Annotated in this window: 18 protein-coding genes; 9 read left to right on the top strand and 9 right to left on the bottom strand. The window is 39.4% G+C overall.

Annotation, left to right across the window (positions count from 1 at the left end):
* The first annotated feature begins 57 nt into the window (after positions 1 to 57).
* The 5 genes from HJC33_RS06990 (at position 58) to HJC33_RS06970 (ending at position 4,714) form a co-directional block, all read left to right on the top strand.
* Positions 58 to 726 (top strand): succinate dehydrogenase cytochrome b subunit, encoded by a 669-nt coding sequence (locus HJC33_RS06990; protein WP_171658095.1) that lies wholly within the window; start codon positions 58 to 60, stop codon positions 724 to 726.
* 2 nt (positions 727 to 728) lie between these two features.
* A complete protein-coding gene (locus HJC33_RS06985) occupies positions 729 to 2,732 on the top strand; it encodes a fumarate reductase/succinate dehydrogenase flavoprotein subunit (protein WP_171658094.1) in 2,004 nt (667 codons plus the stop codon).
* Positions 2,733 to 2,738: 6 nt separating this feature from the next.
* Positions 2,739 to 3,485: a succinate dehydrogenase/fumarate reductase iron-sulfur subunit gene (locus tag HJC33_RS06980; RefSeq protein WP_171658093.1), complete on the top strand. Its 747-nt coding sequence runs from the start codon at positions 2,739 to 2,741 to the stop codon at positions 3,483 to 3,485.
* A gap of 82 nt (positions 3,486 to 3,567) precedes the next feature.
* Positions 3,568 to 4,221 (top strand): hypothetical protein, encoded by a 654-nt coding sequence (locus HJC33_RS06975; protein ID WP_171658092.1) that lies wholly within the window; start codon positions 3,568 to 3,570, stop codon positions 4,219 to 4,221.
* Positions 4,214 to 4,714, top strand: a complete 501-nt coding sequence (locus tag HJC33_RS06970) for a very short patch repair endonuclease (RefSeq protein ID WP_171658091.1) — start codon at positions 4,214 to 4,216, stop codon at positions 4,712 to 4,714. Before HJC33_RS06975 ends, HJC33_RS06970 begins: the two co-directional genes overlap by 8 nt.
* Here HJC33_RS06970 and HJC33_RS06965 read toward each other — a convergent pair.
* Positions 4,689 to 5,396 carry an XRE family transcriptional regulator gene (locus HJC33_RS06965; RefSeq protein ID WP_171658090.1) on the bottom strand — a complete coding sequence of 236 codons (708 nt, stop codon included), beginning with the start codon at positions 5,394 to 5,396 and terminating at the stop codon, positions 4,689 to 4,691. The genes HJC33_RS06970 and HJC33_RS06965 overlap by 26 nt on opposite strands.
* Positions 5,397 to 5,548: 152 nt before the next feature.
* Here HJC33_RS06965 and HJC33_RS06960 point away from each other — a divergent pair, with 152 nt between their 5' ends.
* Positions 5,549 to 5,860, top strand: a complete 312-nt coding sequence (locus HJC33_RS06960) for a hypothetical protein (RefSeq protein ID WP_171658089.1) — start codon at positions 5,549 to 5,551, stop codon at positions 5,858 to 5,860.
* On the opposite strand, the gene HJC33_RS06955 is transcribed toward HJC33_RS06960, so the two are convergent.
* The 8 genes from HJC33_RS06955 to trhO form a co-directional block, all read right to left on the bottom strand.
* Positions 5,849 to 6,364 carry a GNAT family N-acetyltransferase gene (locus HJC33_RS06955; RefSeq protein ID WP_171658088.1) on the bottom strand — a complete coding sequence of 172 codons (516 nt, stop codon included), beginning with the start codon at positions 6,362 to 6,364 and terminating at the stop codon, positions 5,849 to 5,851. The two genes, HJC33_RS06960 and HJC33_RS06955, sit on opposite strands and share 12 nt — an antisense overlap.
* A 317-nt stretch (positions 6,365 to 6,681) precedes the next feature.
* Entirely contained in the window at positions 6,682 to 7,335 is a 654-nt protein-coding gene (locus HJC33_RS06950; protein WP_171658087.1) for a 3-oxoacid CoA-transferase subunit B, read from the bottom strand.
* Positions 7,336 to 7,369: 34 nt separating this feature from the next.
* The gene (locus tag HJC33_RS06945) at positions 7,370 to 7,723 is read right to left on the bottom strand and encodes a four helix bundle protein (RefSeq protein ID WP_171658086.1); all 354 of its coding nucleotides are present in this window, start codon (positions 7,721 to 7,723) and stop codon (positions 7,370 to 7,372) included.
* A gap of 31 nt (positions 7,724 to 7,754) precedes the next feature.
* The gene (locus tag HJC33_RS06940; RefSeq protein ID WP_171658085.1) at positions 7,755 to 8,456 is read right to left on the bottom strand and encodes a CoA transferase subunit A; all 702 of its coding nucleotides are present in this window, start codon (positions 8,454 to 8,456) and stop codon (positions 7,755 to 7,757) included.
* Positions 8,457 to 8,555: 99 nt separating this feature from the next.
* The gene (locus tag HJC33_RS06935) at positions 8,556 to 10,886 is read right to left on the bottom strand and encodes a transglycosylase domain-containing protein (RefSeq protein WP_171658084.1); all 2,331 of its coding nucleotides are present in this window, start codon (positions 10,884 to 10,886) and stop codon (positions 8,556 to 8,558) included.
* A 2-nt stretch (positions 10,887 to 10,888) separates the two neighbouring features.
* Positions 10,889 to 11,377 (bottom strand): gliding motility lipoprotein GldH, encoded by a 489-nt coding sequence (locus HJC33_RS06930; RefSeq protein ID WP_171658083.1) that lies wholly within the window; start codon positions 11,375 to 11,377, stop codon positions 10,889 to 10,891.
* Positions 11,370 to 12,524 carry a PSP1 domain-containing protein gene (locus HJC33_RS06925; RefSeq protein ID WP_171658082.1) on the bottom strand — a complete coding sequence of 385 codons (1,155 nt, stop codon included), beginning with the start codon at positions 12,522 to 12,524 and terminating at the stop codon, positions 11,370 to 11,372. Before HJC33_RS06925 ends, HJC33_RS06930 begins: the two co-directional genes overlap by 8 nt.
* Before the next feature lie 100 nt (positions 12,525 to 12,624).
* On the bottom strand, positions 12,625 to 13,656 hold the full coding sequence (gene trhO / locus HJC33_RS06920) for an oxygen-dependent tRNA uridine(34) hydroxylase TrhO (RefSeq protein WP_171658081.1): 1,032 nt from the start codon (positions 13,654 to 13,656) through the stop codon (positions 12,625 to 12,627).
* A 293-nt stretch (positions 13,657 to 13,949) separates the two neighbouring features.
* Between trhO and recA the strand changes: the two genes are divergently transcribed.
* The 3 genes from recA (at position 13,950) to HJC33_RS06905 (ending at position 16,049) form a co-directional block, all read left to right on the top strand.
* On the top strand, positions 13,950 to 14,957 hold the full coding sequence (recA, locus tag HJC33_RS06915) for a recombinase RecA (protein ID WP_171658080.1): 1,008 nt from the start codon (positions 13,950 to 13,952) through the stop codon (positions 14,955 to 14,957).
* A gap of 94 nt (positions 14,958 to 15,051) precedes the next feature.
* Entirely contained in the window at positions 15,052 to 15,474 is a 423-nt protein-coding gene (locus HJC33_RS06910) for a hypothetical protein (protein ID WP_171658079.1), read from the top strand.
* A gap of 44 nt (positions 15,475 to 15,518) precedes the next feature.
* The gene (locus tag HJC33_RS06905; protein ID WP_171658078.1) at positions 15,519 to 16,049 is read left to right on the top strand and encodes an RNA polymerase sigma factor; all 531 of its coding nucleotides are present in this window, start codon (positions 15,519 to 15,521) and stop codon (positions 16,047 to 16,049) included.
* The last annotated feature ends 2 nt before the right edge of the window (positions 16,050 to 16,051 follow it).

The following is a 16,051-nucleotide window of genomic DNA, read 5'->3' as shown; positions in this document are numbered from 1 at the left end:
CGTAAAGTTTGTTAAAAACTCGTCCGTGCCGTAAATTTGTTACTAAAACCGGCACTGATGAGTGGATTAATTAAATCTTCAATTGCCCGAAAAATTGTAATGGCACTTTCGGGTCTTTTTTTGGTCATTTTTTTGGTACTTCATGTAACCATTAACCTTGCCTCCGTATTTTCCCCCGACTTCTTTAACGAAGCATCACACTTTATGGGCTACAACCCCATTGTACAGTTTGCAATGCAGCCTGTTTTGGTTGTGGGTGTAATCGTTCACTTTATTATGGGATTTGTTCTGGAAGCACAAAACCGAAAAGCCAGGGGTGTTGCTTATGTAAAATATAAAGGAAGTGAAAATGCTTCTTGGGTATCCCGTAACATGATTTATTCCGGTTTGGTGATATTGGCCTTTTTAGTACTTCACTTTTATGATTTTTGGGTTCATGAAATGGCCTACAAATATGTAGAAGCCAATCCAGAAGACCCAACAAGATACTACGCAGAAACCGTTGAAAAATTCGCCCCCTTTTGGAGAACTGCACTATATGTAATTGCATTTGTGCTGCTTAGTTTACATCTATGGCATGGCTTCGCATCATCATTACAATCCATGGGCGTCAACAACAAGTACACCTTAGGTTTCAAGAAATTCGCAAAAATATTCGCAGTGGTGGTTCCCTTAGCATTTGCTTTTATAGCCATCTATCACCACCTTAACCCAATAACACATTAATTATGGCAATATTGGATTCTAAAATTCCATCTGGCCCATTGGCCGATAAATGGACCAAACATAAGAACGAAATAAACCTTGTTAATCCAGCCAACAAAAGAAATATAGATATTATTGTTGTGGGTACTGGTTTGGCAGGTGGGGCCGCAGCAGCTACATTGGCAGAACTCGGTTACAATGTTAAGACATTCTGCTATCAAGATTCTCCAAGACGTGCACACTCGATTGCAGCACAAGGAGGTATCAATGCCTCTAAAAACTATCAAGGTGATGGTGATAGTGATTACCGCCTTTTCTACGATACTATCAAAGGAGGGGATTACCGCTCCAGAGAAGCCAATGTCTATCGATTGGCCGAGGTATCAGGGAATATCATTGACCAATGTGTTGCCCAAGGCGTACCCTTTGCTAGGGAGTATGGTGGCCTTTTAGATAACCGTTCCTTTGGAGGGGTGTTGGTTTCCAGAACTTTTTATGCCAAAGGTCAAACGGGACAACAATTGTTGTTGGGAGCATATTCTGCAATGAATCGACAAATCAACCGTGGAAAAATACAAGCCCACAACCGTCATGAGATGTTGGATATTGTTTTGGTCGGTGGAAAAGCACGCGGAATCATTGCAAGGAATTTAGTTACCGGCGAAATTGAAAGACATGGTGCTCATGCCGTGGTTTTGGCAACCGGTGGCTATGGCAATGTGTTCTTCCTATCAACCAATGCTATGGGAAGTAACGTAACTGCTGCTTGGAAAGCACACCGAAGAGGAGCTTTCTTTGCCAATCCATGCTTTACGCAAATCCATCCTACTTGTATTCCCGTTTCTGGAGAGCATCAATCTAAATTGACCTTGATGTCAGAATCCTTGAGGAATGATGGTCGAATTTGGGTGCCAAAACGAAAAGAAGATGCCATCGCCATCAGAGAAGGAAAATTGAAACCTACGCAACTCTCTGAAGAAGAACGTGATTATTATTTAGAAAGAAGGTATCCTGCCTTTGGTAACTTGGTGCCTCGAGATGTTGCATCAAGGGCGGCCAAGGAACGTTGTGATGCTGGTTTTGGAGTAAATAAAACTGGTGAAGCTGTTTTCTTGGACTTTGCATCTGCCATCCATCGCTATGGAAAAGAAAAGGCATTGACTTCTGGAATGAAAAACCCAGACGAAGCCACCATCATAAAGTTGGGTGAAGAGGTCATCGAAGCCAAATATGGCAACCTCTTTCAGATGTATGAAAAAATTGTGGACGAAAATCCATACAAAACCCCAATGATGATCTATCCAGCGGTGCACTACACCATGGGCGGGCTTTGGGTTGATTACAATCTACAAACCACTATCCCTGGTTGCTATGCTGCTGGAGAAGCCAACTTTAGTGACCATGGCGCCAACCGCTTGGGGGCTTCTGCATTGATGCAAGGCTTGGCTGATGGTTATTTTGTACTGCCGTATACCATCGGACACCAATTGGCCGATGATATCCGTACCGGTCCAATCTCAACAGATACTGAAGAGTTTGAGGCTGTGGAAAAAGAAGTAAAGGAACGATTGGAAAAATTGATGTCCGGAACTGGAATCCACTCTGTGGATTATTATCACAAGAAACTGGGCAAAATCATGTGGAACAAATGTGGGATGGCCAGAAACGCCAAAGATTTGGAAGAAGCCATCAAAGAAATTTCCGAGCTGCGCAAAGACTTCTGGGAAAACGTTAAGATTCCGGGAACTGCCGAATCCAAAAACCAAGAACTGGAAAAAGCCGGAAGGGTTGCCGACTTCTTGGAACTTGGAGAGTTGTTCGCCAAAGATGCTTTGCTAAGAAATGAATCCTGCGGAGGACATTTCCGTGAAGAATATCAAACTGAAGAAGGAGAAGCGCTCAGAGATGATAAAAACTTCAAATTTGTTTCTGCTTGGGAATACAAAGGAGAACCAAAAGATGCCGAATTACACAAAGAAGATTTGGTTTACGAGAACATAGAACTGAAGACACGATCCTACAAATAAAAAGCTATGAAATTATATCTAAAAATATGGCGTCAAAAGGACGCGGAGTCCAAAGGTCAAATAGTAGATTATACCTTAGATGGTGTTGAAGGGGACATGTCTTTTCTAGAGATGTTGGATATCCTTAATGAGGAACTGATCTCTAAAGGTGAAGAACCTGTGGAGTTTGATCATGATTGTAGGGAAGGTATTTGCGGAACTTGTTCTTTGCAAATCAATGGTGAGCCTCATGGGCCAGATAGACTTATCACTACTTGCCAATTGCATATGCGAAAGTTCAATGATGGAGATACCATTGTTATTGAACCTTTCCGAGCCAAAGCTTTCCCCGTTATCAAGGATTTGATTGTGGATAGAAGTGCATTTGACAGAATTCAGCAAGCTGGAGGATATATTTCTGTTAACACATCCGGAAATACTATTGATGCCAACGCCATTCCTATCAGCAAACATGCAGCCGATGAAGCTATGGATGCTGCAACTTGCATTGGTTGTGGGGCTTGTGTAGCTGCTTGCAAGAATGCCAGTGCCATGTTGTTTACCTCAGCCAAAGTTTCTCAATTTGCCTTGTTACCACAAGGTCAGGTTGAAGCTGTTGATAGGGTCCAGAACATGGTTCGCCAAATGGATTTGGAAGGTTTTGGAAACTGTACGAACACTGGGGCTTGCGAAGTGGAATGTCCTAAAGGAATCTCTTTGACGAATATTGCCAGAATGAACAGGGAATACCTTTCAGCCAGTATTAAGGGTTAACCAGCACCAAGGATTATATCGAAAAACCTGTCAAAATTTTGGCAGGTTTTTTAATTTTATGACATTACTTACCTTCTTAGCTATGAAAAATTTACTTGTTTCATTCTTATTATTGTCATTCATAACTGCACAGGGGCAACTTGATGCTAATTCTGTTTTTACACTACCCACTGCTACATTTACCGAAATTACAGCTATTACAGATGCACAAGAAGGTGCTATGGCCTATGCTACAGATACAGACAATGTATATCGCTTTGACGGTTCTACTTGGACGGTAATTACAAGTCCAAATACTTCCAGCGCTTACTTTGGGGTATTTATTATTACGGGTACTGGGAGCCAAACCATAACTGGTTTACCTTTTCAGCCATCTCAAATTAGTTTTGTTGCCCATGCCAACGTGGAAGTTTTAAATTTAAATTCAGATAACGCTGTTGGAAACAATAACCGATTCCTTCCCAATTCTTTCGGAACTGGCAATGGATTTGCAAGAAATGACTCGGGTTCCATTGTTCAGCAGAGTATCTATGTAGGGGGTTCTGGAAATTCTATTAATGATATTTCACGTTATGCCTCAAGCTCCCATTGTGTTGGAATTAGATATGGTAACCAAAATGGGGATTTACTTGGTTTGACCACAGCCAGTCTTACATCTTTCAACAGTGATGGATTTACCATCAATATTGACAATCATGCAGATGATTTAGTAGTGTTGTTTGAAGCCTATGACTGACAAAAAACAAAAAGAATATAATCCCGAACGCATAAAAGTACCTCGATTCAATGAGGAATCTGGGTTCTATACTACTCCGGAGCGTTCTAAAATCATGGGCAAAATCCGAGGCAAGAACACAAAGTCAGAACTTGCGTTTAGGAAAGCTTTATGGAAAGCTGGTTATAGATACCGCATAGACTACAAAAAACTTATAGGAAAGCCAGATATTGCCCTAAAAAAATACAGGACGGTCATTTTTATTGATGGCGAATTTTGGCATGGCCATAATTGGGAGGAAAGAAAGCATAAAATTAAGTCCAACCGTGAATTTTGGATTCCTAAAATTGAACGGAACATTCAGCGGGACCAAGAAGTAAATGCCGGACTTAAAGAATTGGGGTATACCGTTTTTCGGTTTTGGGAAAGTGAGGTTAAAAAATCTCTGGACTCATGTCTAGAGGAAGTCCTGGAACATTTGGAAAATGTTAAACCTGCTTCTTTACAATCCTGAAAACCTCGAGAATATCATCCAAAGCCAATTCAAAATCTTTGTACTCGGGTGATTTGTTCAGATTACGACAATGAATAGTCCCTTGCTTCTCATCATACAGTGTAATCTGTTTACAGATAATCCTATTCTTACTTATGAGTATATACGATTTATCAAACATGCCGTTTCTTTTTTTTGAAAACTGATGTTTATCTATCTTCACTCCTAAAACAATGGCTTTATTGGGAATTGCATCTAAAGTATGGTCATTCATAGAGTCCCCAGTGATTTCAAAAGCAGTATAGGGTCCCTCTTCCAAAAAATCAATGATAAATCCTGTTTGAAATGGATTCTTTTTGGGACTTTCTGCACCTAAATTGGCAATGTAGCCATTGTTTTGTTCCATAAGCACCAAAGGTGCCATGATCAAATATTTGCCGTACTCCAGAGGATAAAAGGTACTCTTATGTTTGATAAAGGGTTTTCTCCCTATATAACTTTCTCCAAAATCATTCACCTCGTGCAGGTATAACTCTGCAATGGTCATTTCAAAAAATTCAGCAATTTTGGTTAAGTTCTTAATTGGGATATTGGCATTCTTTCTTTCGTAAAGCTGTATGGTTCTTAGACTTACTCCTACTTCATTGGCCAAATCTGTTTGACTGATATTTTTTTTACGTCTTAATTGTTTAATTGCGTACATAAAATTACTATATTGTGTAATATTATTACACATTTTTAGCGATAGGCAGCAATCCAACATATTTCTGTAATTGGATTACAAACCAAATATAGAAAATAGGATCCGACCCCAATAACATATTAGCAAACCCTTAAACATTTCAAATGGGTACAATGAAAAATTTTGGGACAACCCTAAGTCGAGAAGACGTTTTCTTGGAAGAGGATTACGGAAAACCTATTAGCGAACAACTATCTGAAATTCTACGTAGAAACGTAACCAAGGATGACTATGCCAACATTGCCATAAGAAGCAATGTTAGTTTTTCCACTATTAGGGATGTTATCTATAGAACCAATAGTTTAACAAAAACCAATGCAAATGCCATTGTGCTGCTTATACATGCTGCATTTGAAAATTCAATTGCATTTAAGTTGCAGGCCCAAGGCGATATGATCTTCCTGAACAAGCTATTAAAGCTCTAAACGCAGCAACCAATCGGTCTGTTTATCTGTTCCGATATAATAGGGATGTTCACCAAATTTTTGAAAACCGTGCCTTTGATAAAATCGGATGGCACTGAGGTTATGTTCCCATACACCCAACCAAATGAAAGCTTTGTTTTTTTCCTTGGTCAACTTTTGTATTTCACCCAACATTTGGCTGCCAAACTTTTTACCTTGGAAAGGTTCTCTAACATAAATCCGTTCAATCTCCAAAGACAATTCATCATAAACATCAGTTTGGGATTCCCCAATATTCAGTTTAAAATACCCCACAAGCTGCTGTTCATCAAAAGCGAAATAGAAAAAAGTATCTGGATTTTCGAGTTCGTTCTGCAACTGCGCATAACTAAATGCCTTTTCAATGTAATTCTTAAAATCCTCCGGGTCATTATCTTTTTCAAATGCAACGATGAAAGTCTCCTTGGAAACCTTCACTAAAATTTCTAAATCTGAATGTGTGCATTGTTTGAAAATCAAGGGCATTTCTTTTTTGTATAAATATCAAAAAAAAGAGCCTTGCGAAATGCAAGGCTCCAAACTTTTCTTGATAGTGTTGGTTTTTAAAGCATAAAAAGCTTTTTGATCAAAAGCACAAATCCAGCGAAGAAATCGTTTCTATAAATCTGTACATTTTCATCCATAGTTGTGTGGTTTAGTTCGGGTGCCATGTTGATAATTGTTTAAGGTGTTAATTTGGGTAAAAAATTCGATAAAAGCAAATATAATATCGTCGTATTACCAAATAAAGAAAATGTTGTGAACATCCACATAAATGTTGTAAACAAACTGATTGGTATTTGCTAAATATTCATTTCTGGAATTTCCCCCTCTACAATCAACGCTCCCTCTGTTGCTTTAACAATGTCATCGACTGAAACTCCAGGGGCACGTTCGAGCAATTGAAACCCCTCTGAAGTTACTTCCAATACAGCAAGATTGGTCACGATTTTTTTAACGCAGCCCACTCCGGTCAACGGTAGTGTACATTTTTTGAGTAATTTGGATTGACCAACCTTGTTGGTATGCATCATCGCCACAATAATATTTTCTGCTGAAGCTACTAAATCCATGGCACCTCCCATTCCTTTAACCATCTTTCCGGGAATTTTCCAGTTGGCAATATCACCGTTTTCTGCTACTTCCATAGCACCTAAAATGGTAAGGTCCACATGTTTTCCCCTAATCATGCCAAAGCTCATGGCAGAATCAAAAAAAGAAGCACCTGGAAGCGTTGTAATGGTCTGTTTGCCGGCATTGATGATATCGGCGTCCTCTTCTCCTTCAAAAGGGAATGGACCCATTCCTAGGACTCCATTTTCACTTTGAAACTCCACACTGATATCTTCACGCACAAAATTGGCCACCAAAGTGGGTATTCCAATCCCTAAATTTACATAGTAACCATCTTTAACCTCTCTTGCGATTCGCTTTGCGATTCCGTTTTTATCTAACATAATTTAGCAATATGTTGATTTGAAAATTTGAAAATTATCGCTTCTTAGAAGAAGAGATAATTTTGCTTATTATTTTTATTATTGTTTGCAAATCCTTCAGTAGCCCTTCATCTGGAGATGGGTAAAATTCTGATTCATTACATAAATCCAACCAGTATTCCAATTCATCTGATTCCTTTGCAGATATTTTAAACTTGTGTATAAAGTCTGCCTTACTTTCAGCATTCTGAGCTTCACGAATATTTGCCCCTATAGAAGTTCCACTCCTAAAAATTTGAGAAGCCATTTCAAACTTTTTTAATAAACGTAATTCCTCTGAAAATTTTATAATCTTAAGAGCATACTCATAGGTTAGATTTACAATTAGATTCTCCTTATCATCCCTCATTTCATCTTCAAATATTCAAATTGAAAATTAATCAACTATGTTGACGAACGGTTCTTTGTTCTATTCGTTTTTCATAATGATCTCCTTGGAAAATACGCTGCACAAATATTCCCGGGACATGAATTTCATTTGGGTTTAAGCTTCCTGCTGGTAAAAGTTCTTCTACTTCAGCTACGGTTATGTTAGCCGCACCGCACATACAAGGATTAAAATTGCGAGCTGTTCCTTTGAATATCAAATTCCCTGCTTCGTCCCCTTTCCAAGCTTTCACAAAAGAAAAATCAGCTTTATAGGCTGGTTCCAATACATACATCTTTCCGTCAAATTCTCGAGTTTCTTTTCCTTCGGCCACCTCGGTACCATAACCTGCTGGGGTATAAAAGGCTGGAAAACCTGCTTGGGCAGCTCTACACTTTTCTGCCAAAGTTCCCTGAGGTGTTAGTTCCACTTCCAGTTCTCCGCTCAACATTTGGCGTTCAAACTCATCATTTTCACCTACGTAAGAGGAAATCATTTTTTTAATTTGATGTTGCTGCAAGAGGAGTCCTAATCCAAAATCATCAACTCCCGCATTATTGGATATACAAGTAATATCCTTTACCCCCAACTTGACCAGTTCGGCAATGGCATTTTCTGGGATACCGCACAATCCAAATCCACCAAGCATAAACGTCATTCCATTTTTCACCCCTTTTACGGCTTCTTCAACAGTATTGACTTTCTTGTTGATCATATATTCAATTTTCTGATTGTCTGAAATTACAATTATTATAAAAAAGCCCCAAGAGATATATTCTTCTTGGGGCTTTTCATTTTTATATATTTTGGAAACTTAAAAATCTAAATCGTCTAAATCGTCTTCGGTATCCACGTCCTCTTTGAGTTCTTCTAAAACCTTTGTGCAATCCACATTGATGGAAAGGTCTTCAGGCTTCTCAAAAGCATCTTTGGAAATACCTAATTCTTTATTTTCGTAATTCTTTTTCATGTACAAAGCCCAAATAGGTAATGCCATCGAAGCACCTTGTCCATACAAAATGCTTTTAAAATGAATTGATCTATTATCTCCACCGACCCAGACTCCTGTAACCAAATTGGGAACCATCCCCATAAACCAGCCATCACTCTGGTTTTGTGTGGTCCCTGTTTTTCCGGCAATGGGATTGGTAAGTTGATACGGATATCCCGTAATGATTTCTTTATAGACCGTTTGTTCTTTTGCAAAAGAGTGACGAAGTCTTCCTCCGGACCCATACTGTGTTACCCCTTCCATCAGATTGACCATGGCATAAGCCACATCCTTGCTTAAGACATCCTTGGTCTCTGGGGTATATTCATAGAGGACCGTCCCGTTTTTGTCCTCAATACGAGTTACCATTACCGGCTTCACATAAACCCCTTGATTGGCAAATGTGCCATAGGCACCTACCATTTCATAGACATTAAAATCTGGGGTTCCGAGAGCAATTGAAGGCACTTCAGGGATATCCCTTGTCAAACCCATACTTTTTGCAATAGCAGCTACTGACCCTGGTCCAACTTTATCGATCAATTGGGCAGTTACGGTGTTAACAGAGTTTGCCAAGGCATATTTTAGGGTAATGTTTTCGCCAGAATATTTACCGTCTGAATTTTTTGGGCACCATGCTTCCGGATTTCCATGTTTTAGTGGTTCAATGCAATATTGGTTATCTGGTAAAGAATCACATGGTGAGTATCTTAATTGATCAATTGCAGCGGCATAGACAAAGGGCTTAAATGTTGATCCAGCCTGTCTGGCTCCTTGGATTACATTGTCATATTGGAAATGTTTGTAATCAACTCCCCCAACCCAAGCCTTTACATGACCTGTTTGTGGTTCCATTGACATCATTCCTGTTCTTAGGAACGTTTTATAATAGCGGATGGAATCCATCGGAGTCATGATGGTATCCTTTTCATAGGAATCGCTATTCCAATCAAAAACTGTCATTTCAGCTTTTTTATGAAATGTTGCTTCAATGTCCTTTGCGGACATTCCTTGTTTTTTTAGGATTCTCCATCGCTCTGAAGTTTTCATGGCCTGACGCATGATGGTATCTATGGTTCCTGATTTAATATCTAAAAATGGTGCCGTTGCATTTCTGTCTGGTGTGTTTTGATGGAAAAATTCAGCTTGCAGCTTTTTCATATGGGCTTCAACGGCTTCCTCCGCATTTTTCTGCATTCTAGAATCTATGGTGGTGTATATTTTAAGCCCGTCCAAATAGATATTGTACTTTTCTCCATCTGGTTTAGGGTTCTCTTTCACCCAATTGTTCAGCCACTTTTGCGTATACATTCTAAAATAAGTGGCCAATCCTTCTCTATGGGATTCTGGACTAAAGTTGATGTCCATTTTCAGGTTTTGGAGCGAATCTTTTTCTTGTTCGGCAATGTACCCGTACTTGGCCATTTGTGCCAATACTGTATTTCTACGATTCTTTACCAACTCTTCCCTTCGGATGGGATTATAGAGTGAAGAATTTTTTAGCATCCCTACCAATACGGCTGATTCTTCGGTTTTAAGTTCTGCAGGTTCCTTGCCAAAATAGATTCTTGCAGCAGAGCGGATACCATCGGCTGCATAGCCAAAATCATATATGTTAAGGTACATTGCCATAATCTCTTCCTTGGTATAGTTCCGCTCCAGACGCGTGGCTATAACCCATTCTTGAACTTTTTGAAGTATGGCATTGGTGGTGCTTTTTTTATCCCTTACCCCAATGAAAAGTTGTCTTGCCAATTGTTGAGACAGGGTACTTGCCCCTCCTCTTCTGCCCAAAAAGGCAAATGCCCTAACAGTACCTCTTGCATCAATCCCCGAATGACTGTAATATCTGGCATCTTCAGTTGCCACTAAAGCATCAACTAAGTTCTTTGGCAATTCTTCAAAAGCTATCGGGGTCCTGTTATCATCCAAATAAAATTTCCCTAGGGTTTCCCCATCAGAAGAAATTATTTCCGTAGCCAAATTGGTATTTGGGTTTTCCAAGTGTTCAAATGTGGGCATTGTACCGAACACGCCCCAAGATGCTAAAAGAAAAATCAATACAAATAAAAGAACGCCTGATCCAAATAAGATCCAAAACCATTTGATGTAAGGGAAGAAGCTTTTTTGTTTTTTTTGTTTAGCCTTTGCCATTTTTATTGGGTGCTTTTTTCTATTTCCAAACCAACATCTGTAATGCCTCCTAAGGCATGAATGCCATCAACATCCCCATTTTTGCGCATGGCATGGGTAATGTTTACCTTATATACGCCAGAATCTGGAAAAACGATTTTTTCCCGGAACCAGAGTTTGTTCTCTTTGATACTTCCCAACCCTTTGCCCAACCATTCCCCAGTAGGTTCAGCCATTCTAAATTCCAAGGTATCCTTTTGGGTTTCGCCGTCCGGATGTTCCAATTCGGTAATCAAGAAAAGGTTGCTGAAAGGAAAGTCGTTGTCATTTCTAATGTTGATGTACATGTTATGAGAACTGATAGAATCCAACCCAGAAAATTGAAAACTGACCACATCATTCATATTCCATGTCTCATTCTGTATGGAGATATATTCCGAAAACTCCAAGTCGGTGTTACACGATTCCAACCCTAAAGTCAAAATCATGATAAGCAAGAGCATTCTACGCATTGGAAGTTGCTTTGGGCTTGTTTTTTCTTCGTTTCTTTTTTCTCCTTTTCTTCTTTGGTCTATCAAAACGGGTCAGGCTATCTTGGCCAACCACATTTTCAAATGCCATTTTCTCTTCACTGATGTTATCCTCCGCATATTCCTCCAAACTGGCTATTTTTTCGTTCTTCTTGTTCTTCTCCAAGATTTCTTGAACCTGTTCCTTGTTCAAAGCATGCCATGTTGCAGGGTCATCTTTGTAGGAAAACCAAAGTGTTTCTTTGAAGATATCAGCCTTTTGGCAAAAAGCAATGCCCTTTCTGGTCATCAACTTGCTGTCTTGCGATGGAAAATCCTTTAGGGCCTCCAAGTACATATCCAACTCATAATTGAGACAGCATTTGAGTTTACCACATTGACCAGCCAATTTTTGTGGATTAAGTGCCAATTGTTGGTAGCGTGCAGAGGCCGTGCTTACCGATCTAAAATCTGTCAACCAAGTAGAGCAACACAGTTCTCGGCCACAGGAACCCACTCCTCCTAAACGTTGAGCTTCTTGCCGATAACCAATTTGGCGCATTTCAATTCGGATGCCAAAGGCTTTGGCCATATCCTTTATCAATTGCCTAAAATCCACACGTTCCTCGGCAGTGTAATAAAAAGTTGCTTTAGAACCATCACCTTGAAACTCTACATCACTCAGTTTCATTTCAAGTTTTAACGAGATGGCTATTTCCCTGGAACGCTTTTTAATTTCTTCCTCTTTGTCTCTGCACTTTTGCCAAACATCAATATCGCGTTGGGAAGCTTTTCTGTAAATCTTCGGAATATCATTATCTTCAGGAGATACCTTTTTTCTTTTCATCTGTACCCGCACCAATTCGCCGGTAAGGGTAACAATGCCTACATCATGCCCAGATTTTGCCTGAGTGGCAACAACATCTCCTATGGACAACGGAAGGTTATCCACATTTCTAAAAAATTCCTTTCTGCTATTTTTGAAACGTACCTCAACACAGTCAAAAGATTTTTGACCATTGGGTAGCGACATATTGGAAAGCCAGTCAAAGACTGTCAGCTTGTTACAACCATCAGTGCCACAAGTACCATTGTTCTTGCAACCACGCGGTTGTCCATCCTTTCCGGTTGAACAACTGCTACATCCCATATTTAATATCTTGATTTAAGGAAACCATATGGTTTCCTTAAAAAGGGTTCATAAAATTATTAGATGTAAATATAGCACAATTTGTGGCAGCATTGAAATGCTACTTTTTGAATTTCAATACGGGAGAGCGTCCTTTTTTGAATATTTTATTGCTCGCTCCCTTGCCTTTTCGCAATCGTTTTTGTTCCTCGTAGGGAAGTTTGCTAACCTCTTGGCATTCATGCGAACAACAATTATCCATGACCTTAGCACATTCTTCACACTGAATGAACAATAAATGACAGGCTTCATTGGCACAGTTCACATGGGTATCACATGGCTTGCCACATTGATGACAATGGGAAATCACATCATCGGAAATACGTTCGCCTCTTCTATGATCAAAAACAAAGTTTTTCCCCAAGAATTTGTTTTCCAAATTTTCGGCCTTTACCTGACGGGTGTATTCAATAATTCCTCCTTCCAATTGAAAGACATTCTTAAAACCTTTATGCTTGTAATAGGCGCTGGCTTTTTCACAACGAATGCCCCCTGTGCAATACATGACCAACTTTTTATCTTCTTTGTGCTCAGACAGGTCTTCTTCAATAATATCCAAAGAATCCCGAAAAGTGTCCACATCTGGGGTAATGGCATTTTTAAAATGGCCTATTTCACTTTCGTAATGGTTGCGCATGTCCACCAAAACAGTATCCGGGTCTTCAATCAGTTCATTAAATTGTTTGGCTCCAACATGGATTCCCTTGTTGGTCACGTCAAATGTGCCATCATTCAATCCATCTGCCACAATCTTCTCACGCACCTTCACTTTCAACTTCAAAAATGATTTGTTGTCCTGTTCAACCGCAATGTTCAATCGAACATTTTCCAGAAAAGTAATGCTGTCCAAATGAGCTTTGAACGTCTGAAAGTTTTCCGCAGGAACCGATAGTTGTGCATTTACCCCTTCATGGGCAACATAAATGCGACCAAGCACATCCATGCTGTCCCAGTTAATAAACAAGTGATTCCTTAGAATTGTGGGATTTCCAATGTGTGCATATTTATAGAAAGAGATGGTAAGCCGATCTTGTCCGGCCTCTTCAATGAGTGCCTCCCTTTCTTTTGCACTTAATGTATTGTACAGTTGCATGCTATACCAATCGTTAAGTCAAAAAATAGTTTCTAAAAAGTAGAGCAAAGATAAAATTTTCCTTTTTTGAGAAAAGAAAAAGGGCTTTGTTTAACCAAAACCCTTCTTAAACTGTCCAATCCAATTCATAGCTAAATTTTTTCCCTTTCCTTGAGGCAGCGGATCAAAGCAATAAAATCCGCCATATGGATTATGAGTTAGTACCTCCAAGATGCAATCTTATAAAAAGGTTGCGTCGCTTTTGTGGCATGAAGAAAGAAATGGTATTTTTATCCTTCCTAACATTGAGAACCATGAGCAACGAAAAAGAAGCAAAATTAAAAGCCTTAAAATTAACTCTGGATAAACTGGACAAGACCTACGGCAAAGGAGCTGTTATGAAGATGGGTGATAGTGTCGTTGAAGATGTCGAGGTTATTCCTTCTGGTTCTTTGGGGTTGGATATTGCTTTGGGCGTTGGCGGTTACCCAAGAGGTCGTGTTATTGAAATCTATGGTCCTGAATCTTCGGGTAAAACCACTTTGACCCTCCATGCCATTGCCGAGGCACAGAAAGCAGGTGGGATAGCTGCCTTTATTGATGCGGAACACGCTTTTGATCGTTTTTATGCAAAAAAATTAGGGGTGGATATTGACAATCTTATCATATCCCAACCTGATCATGGTGAGCAAGCTTTGGAAATTGCAGACAACTTAATCAGGTCAGGGGCCATTGATATTGTTATTGTGGATTCTGTTGCTGCACTAACTCCAAAAAGTGAGATTGAAGGAGAAATGGGAGATTCTAAAATGGGACTTCATGCTCGTCTAATGTCACAGGCTCTCAGAAAATTGACCTCTACAATCAGCAAAACCAATTGTACCGTAATCTTCATCAACCAATTAAGGGAAAAGATTGGGGTCATGTTCGGAAACCCTGAAACAACAACAGGTGGAAATGCTCTTAAGTTTTATGCTTCGGTACGGTTGGACATTAGAAGATCCACGCAAATAAAAGATACTGATGGTAATGTGCAAGGGAACAAAACACGTGTCAAAGTCGTTAAGAACAAAGTAGCACCTCCTTTTAAAACTGCGGAATTTGATATTATGTATGGCGAAGGCATCTCAAAAATTGGAGAAATCCTTGATTTGGGGGTGGCTTATGAAATTGTGAAGAAGAGTGGTTCTTGGTTTAGTTATGGTGATACAAAACTTGGCCAGGGAAGGGATGCGGTAAAGGCATTGCTTTTGGACAATCCTGAACTTTCTGAAGAATTGGAGGGCAAAATCCGGGAAGCAATCGCCGCAATTAACGATTAATTCGCACCTTAATTCATAAATTATTTGGTAGAGGTTGTGAAATCCTACGCAACCCTTGTCTTTATTGCTCATCTAGGAACTAAAAGGCTTAAAGATGAAGAAAATAATCGTACCCATATTTGCTATTATGGCGTGCACATTTTTTGGTTCATGCGATTTAGAAAGTGACAGCCCAAATTTTCATTTCACAACATTAAAAGTTGTAGAAGCTGAACTTCCTGAATCTTTTGAACTCAACACAACGTATGACCTTCAGGTAACCTATGAGAGACCCAATGGTTGTACATTTTTTGAGGGGTTTGATGTTGACAAGATTGGCCAGACCGATAGAGATGTAGCTGTTATTGGAACTGTATTAACAGATGAAAATGCAGCCTGTACTCAAGCTATTGAACAAGTTGTGGCAACATTGCGTTTTCAGGTAATTTTTACCGAAGACTACAATTTTAGGTTTTATGCCGGACAGGATGCAAGTGAAAATCCGGTTTACCTTGAATACACCGTCCCTGTAGAATAATTTTTACATACCACATAAACCAATATTCCAAAATTGACCAACATTTGGAACTTGAGGAACTAATACATAACTGCAAAAAGGGAAACCGTAAGGCCCAAGCTGAATTATACCGGAAATATTCCGGTATTCTTTTCGGTATGTGTCTCAAATACTCTAAAAATAGAGCTGAGGCGGAGGATAATCTCCACGACAGTTTTATGACCATTTTCAACAAAATAGACAAGTATGGTTTTCAAGGTTCCTTTGAAGGTTGGATCAAAAGAATTACGGTGAACACGGTGCTGCAAAAATATAGAAAAGAACAGCACCTAAATGTAGTTTCTGAAAACTACGGGGAGGAAATGGACGTGGATTTGGAGCAGGCAGATATAAACCTCTCCACGCTATTGGGATATATTCAAGAGCTACCAAATAAATATAGATTGACATTCAATCTGTATGTTTTGGATGGTTATAGCCACAAAGAGATTAGTGAGATGTTGGGGACATCCACTGGAACTTCAAAATCAAATTTGGCCAGGGCCAAAATGATCTTGAGGGAAAAAATAGAAAAAGAAAACATAAACATTGCTTAACT

It is taken from the genome of Flagellimonas amphidinii (assembly GCF_013090115.1).
Classification (GTDB): domain Bacteria; phylum Bacteroidota; class Bacteroidia; order Flavobacteriales; family Flavobacteriaceae; genus Flagellimonas; species Flagellimonas amphidinii.
Note: the sequence above shows the minus strand (reverse complement) of the source record. Positions and strands in the feature narration are given on the sequence as shown.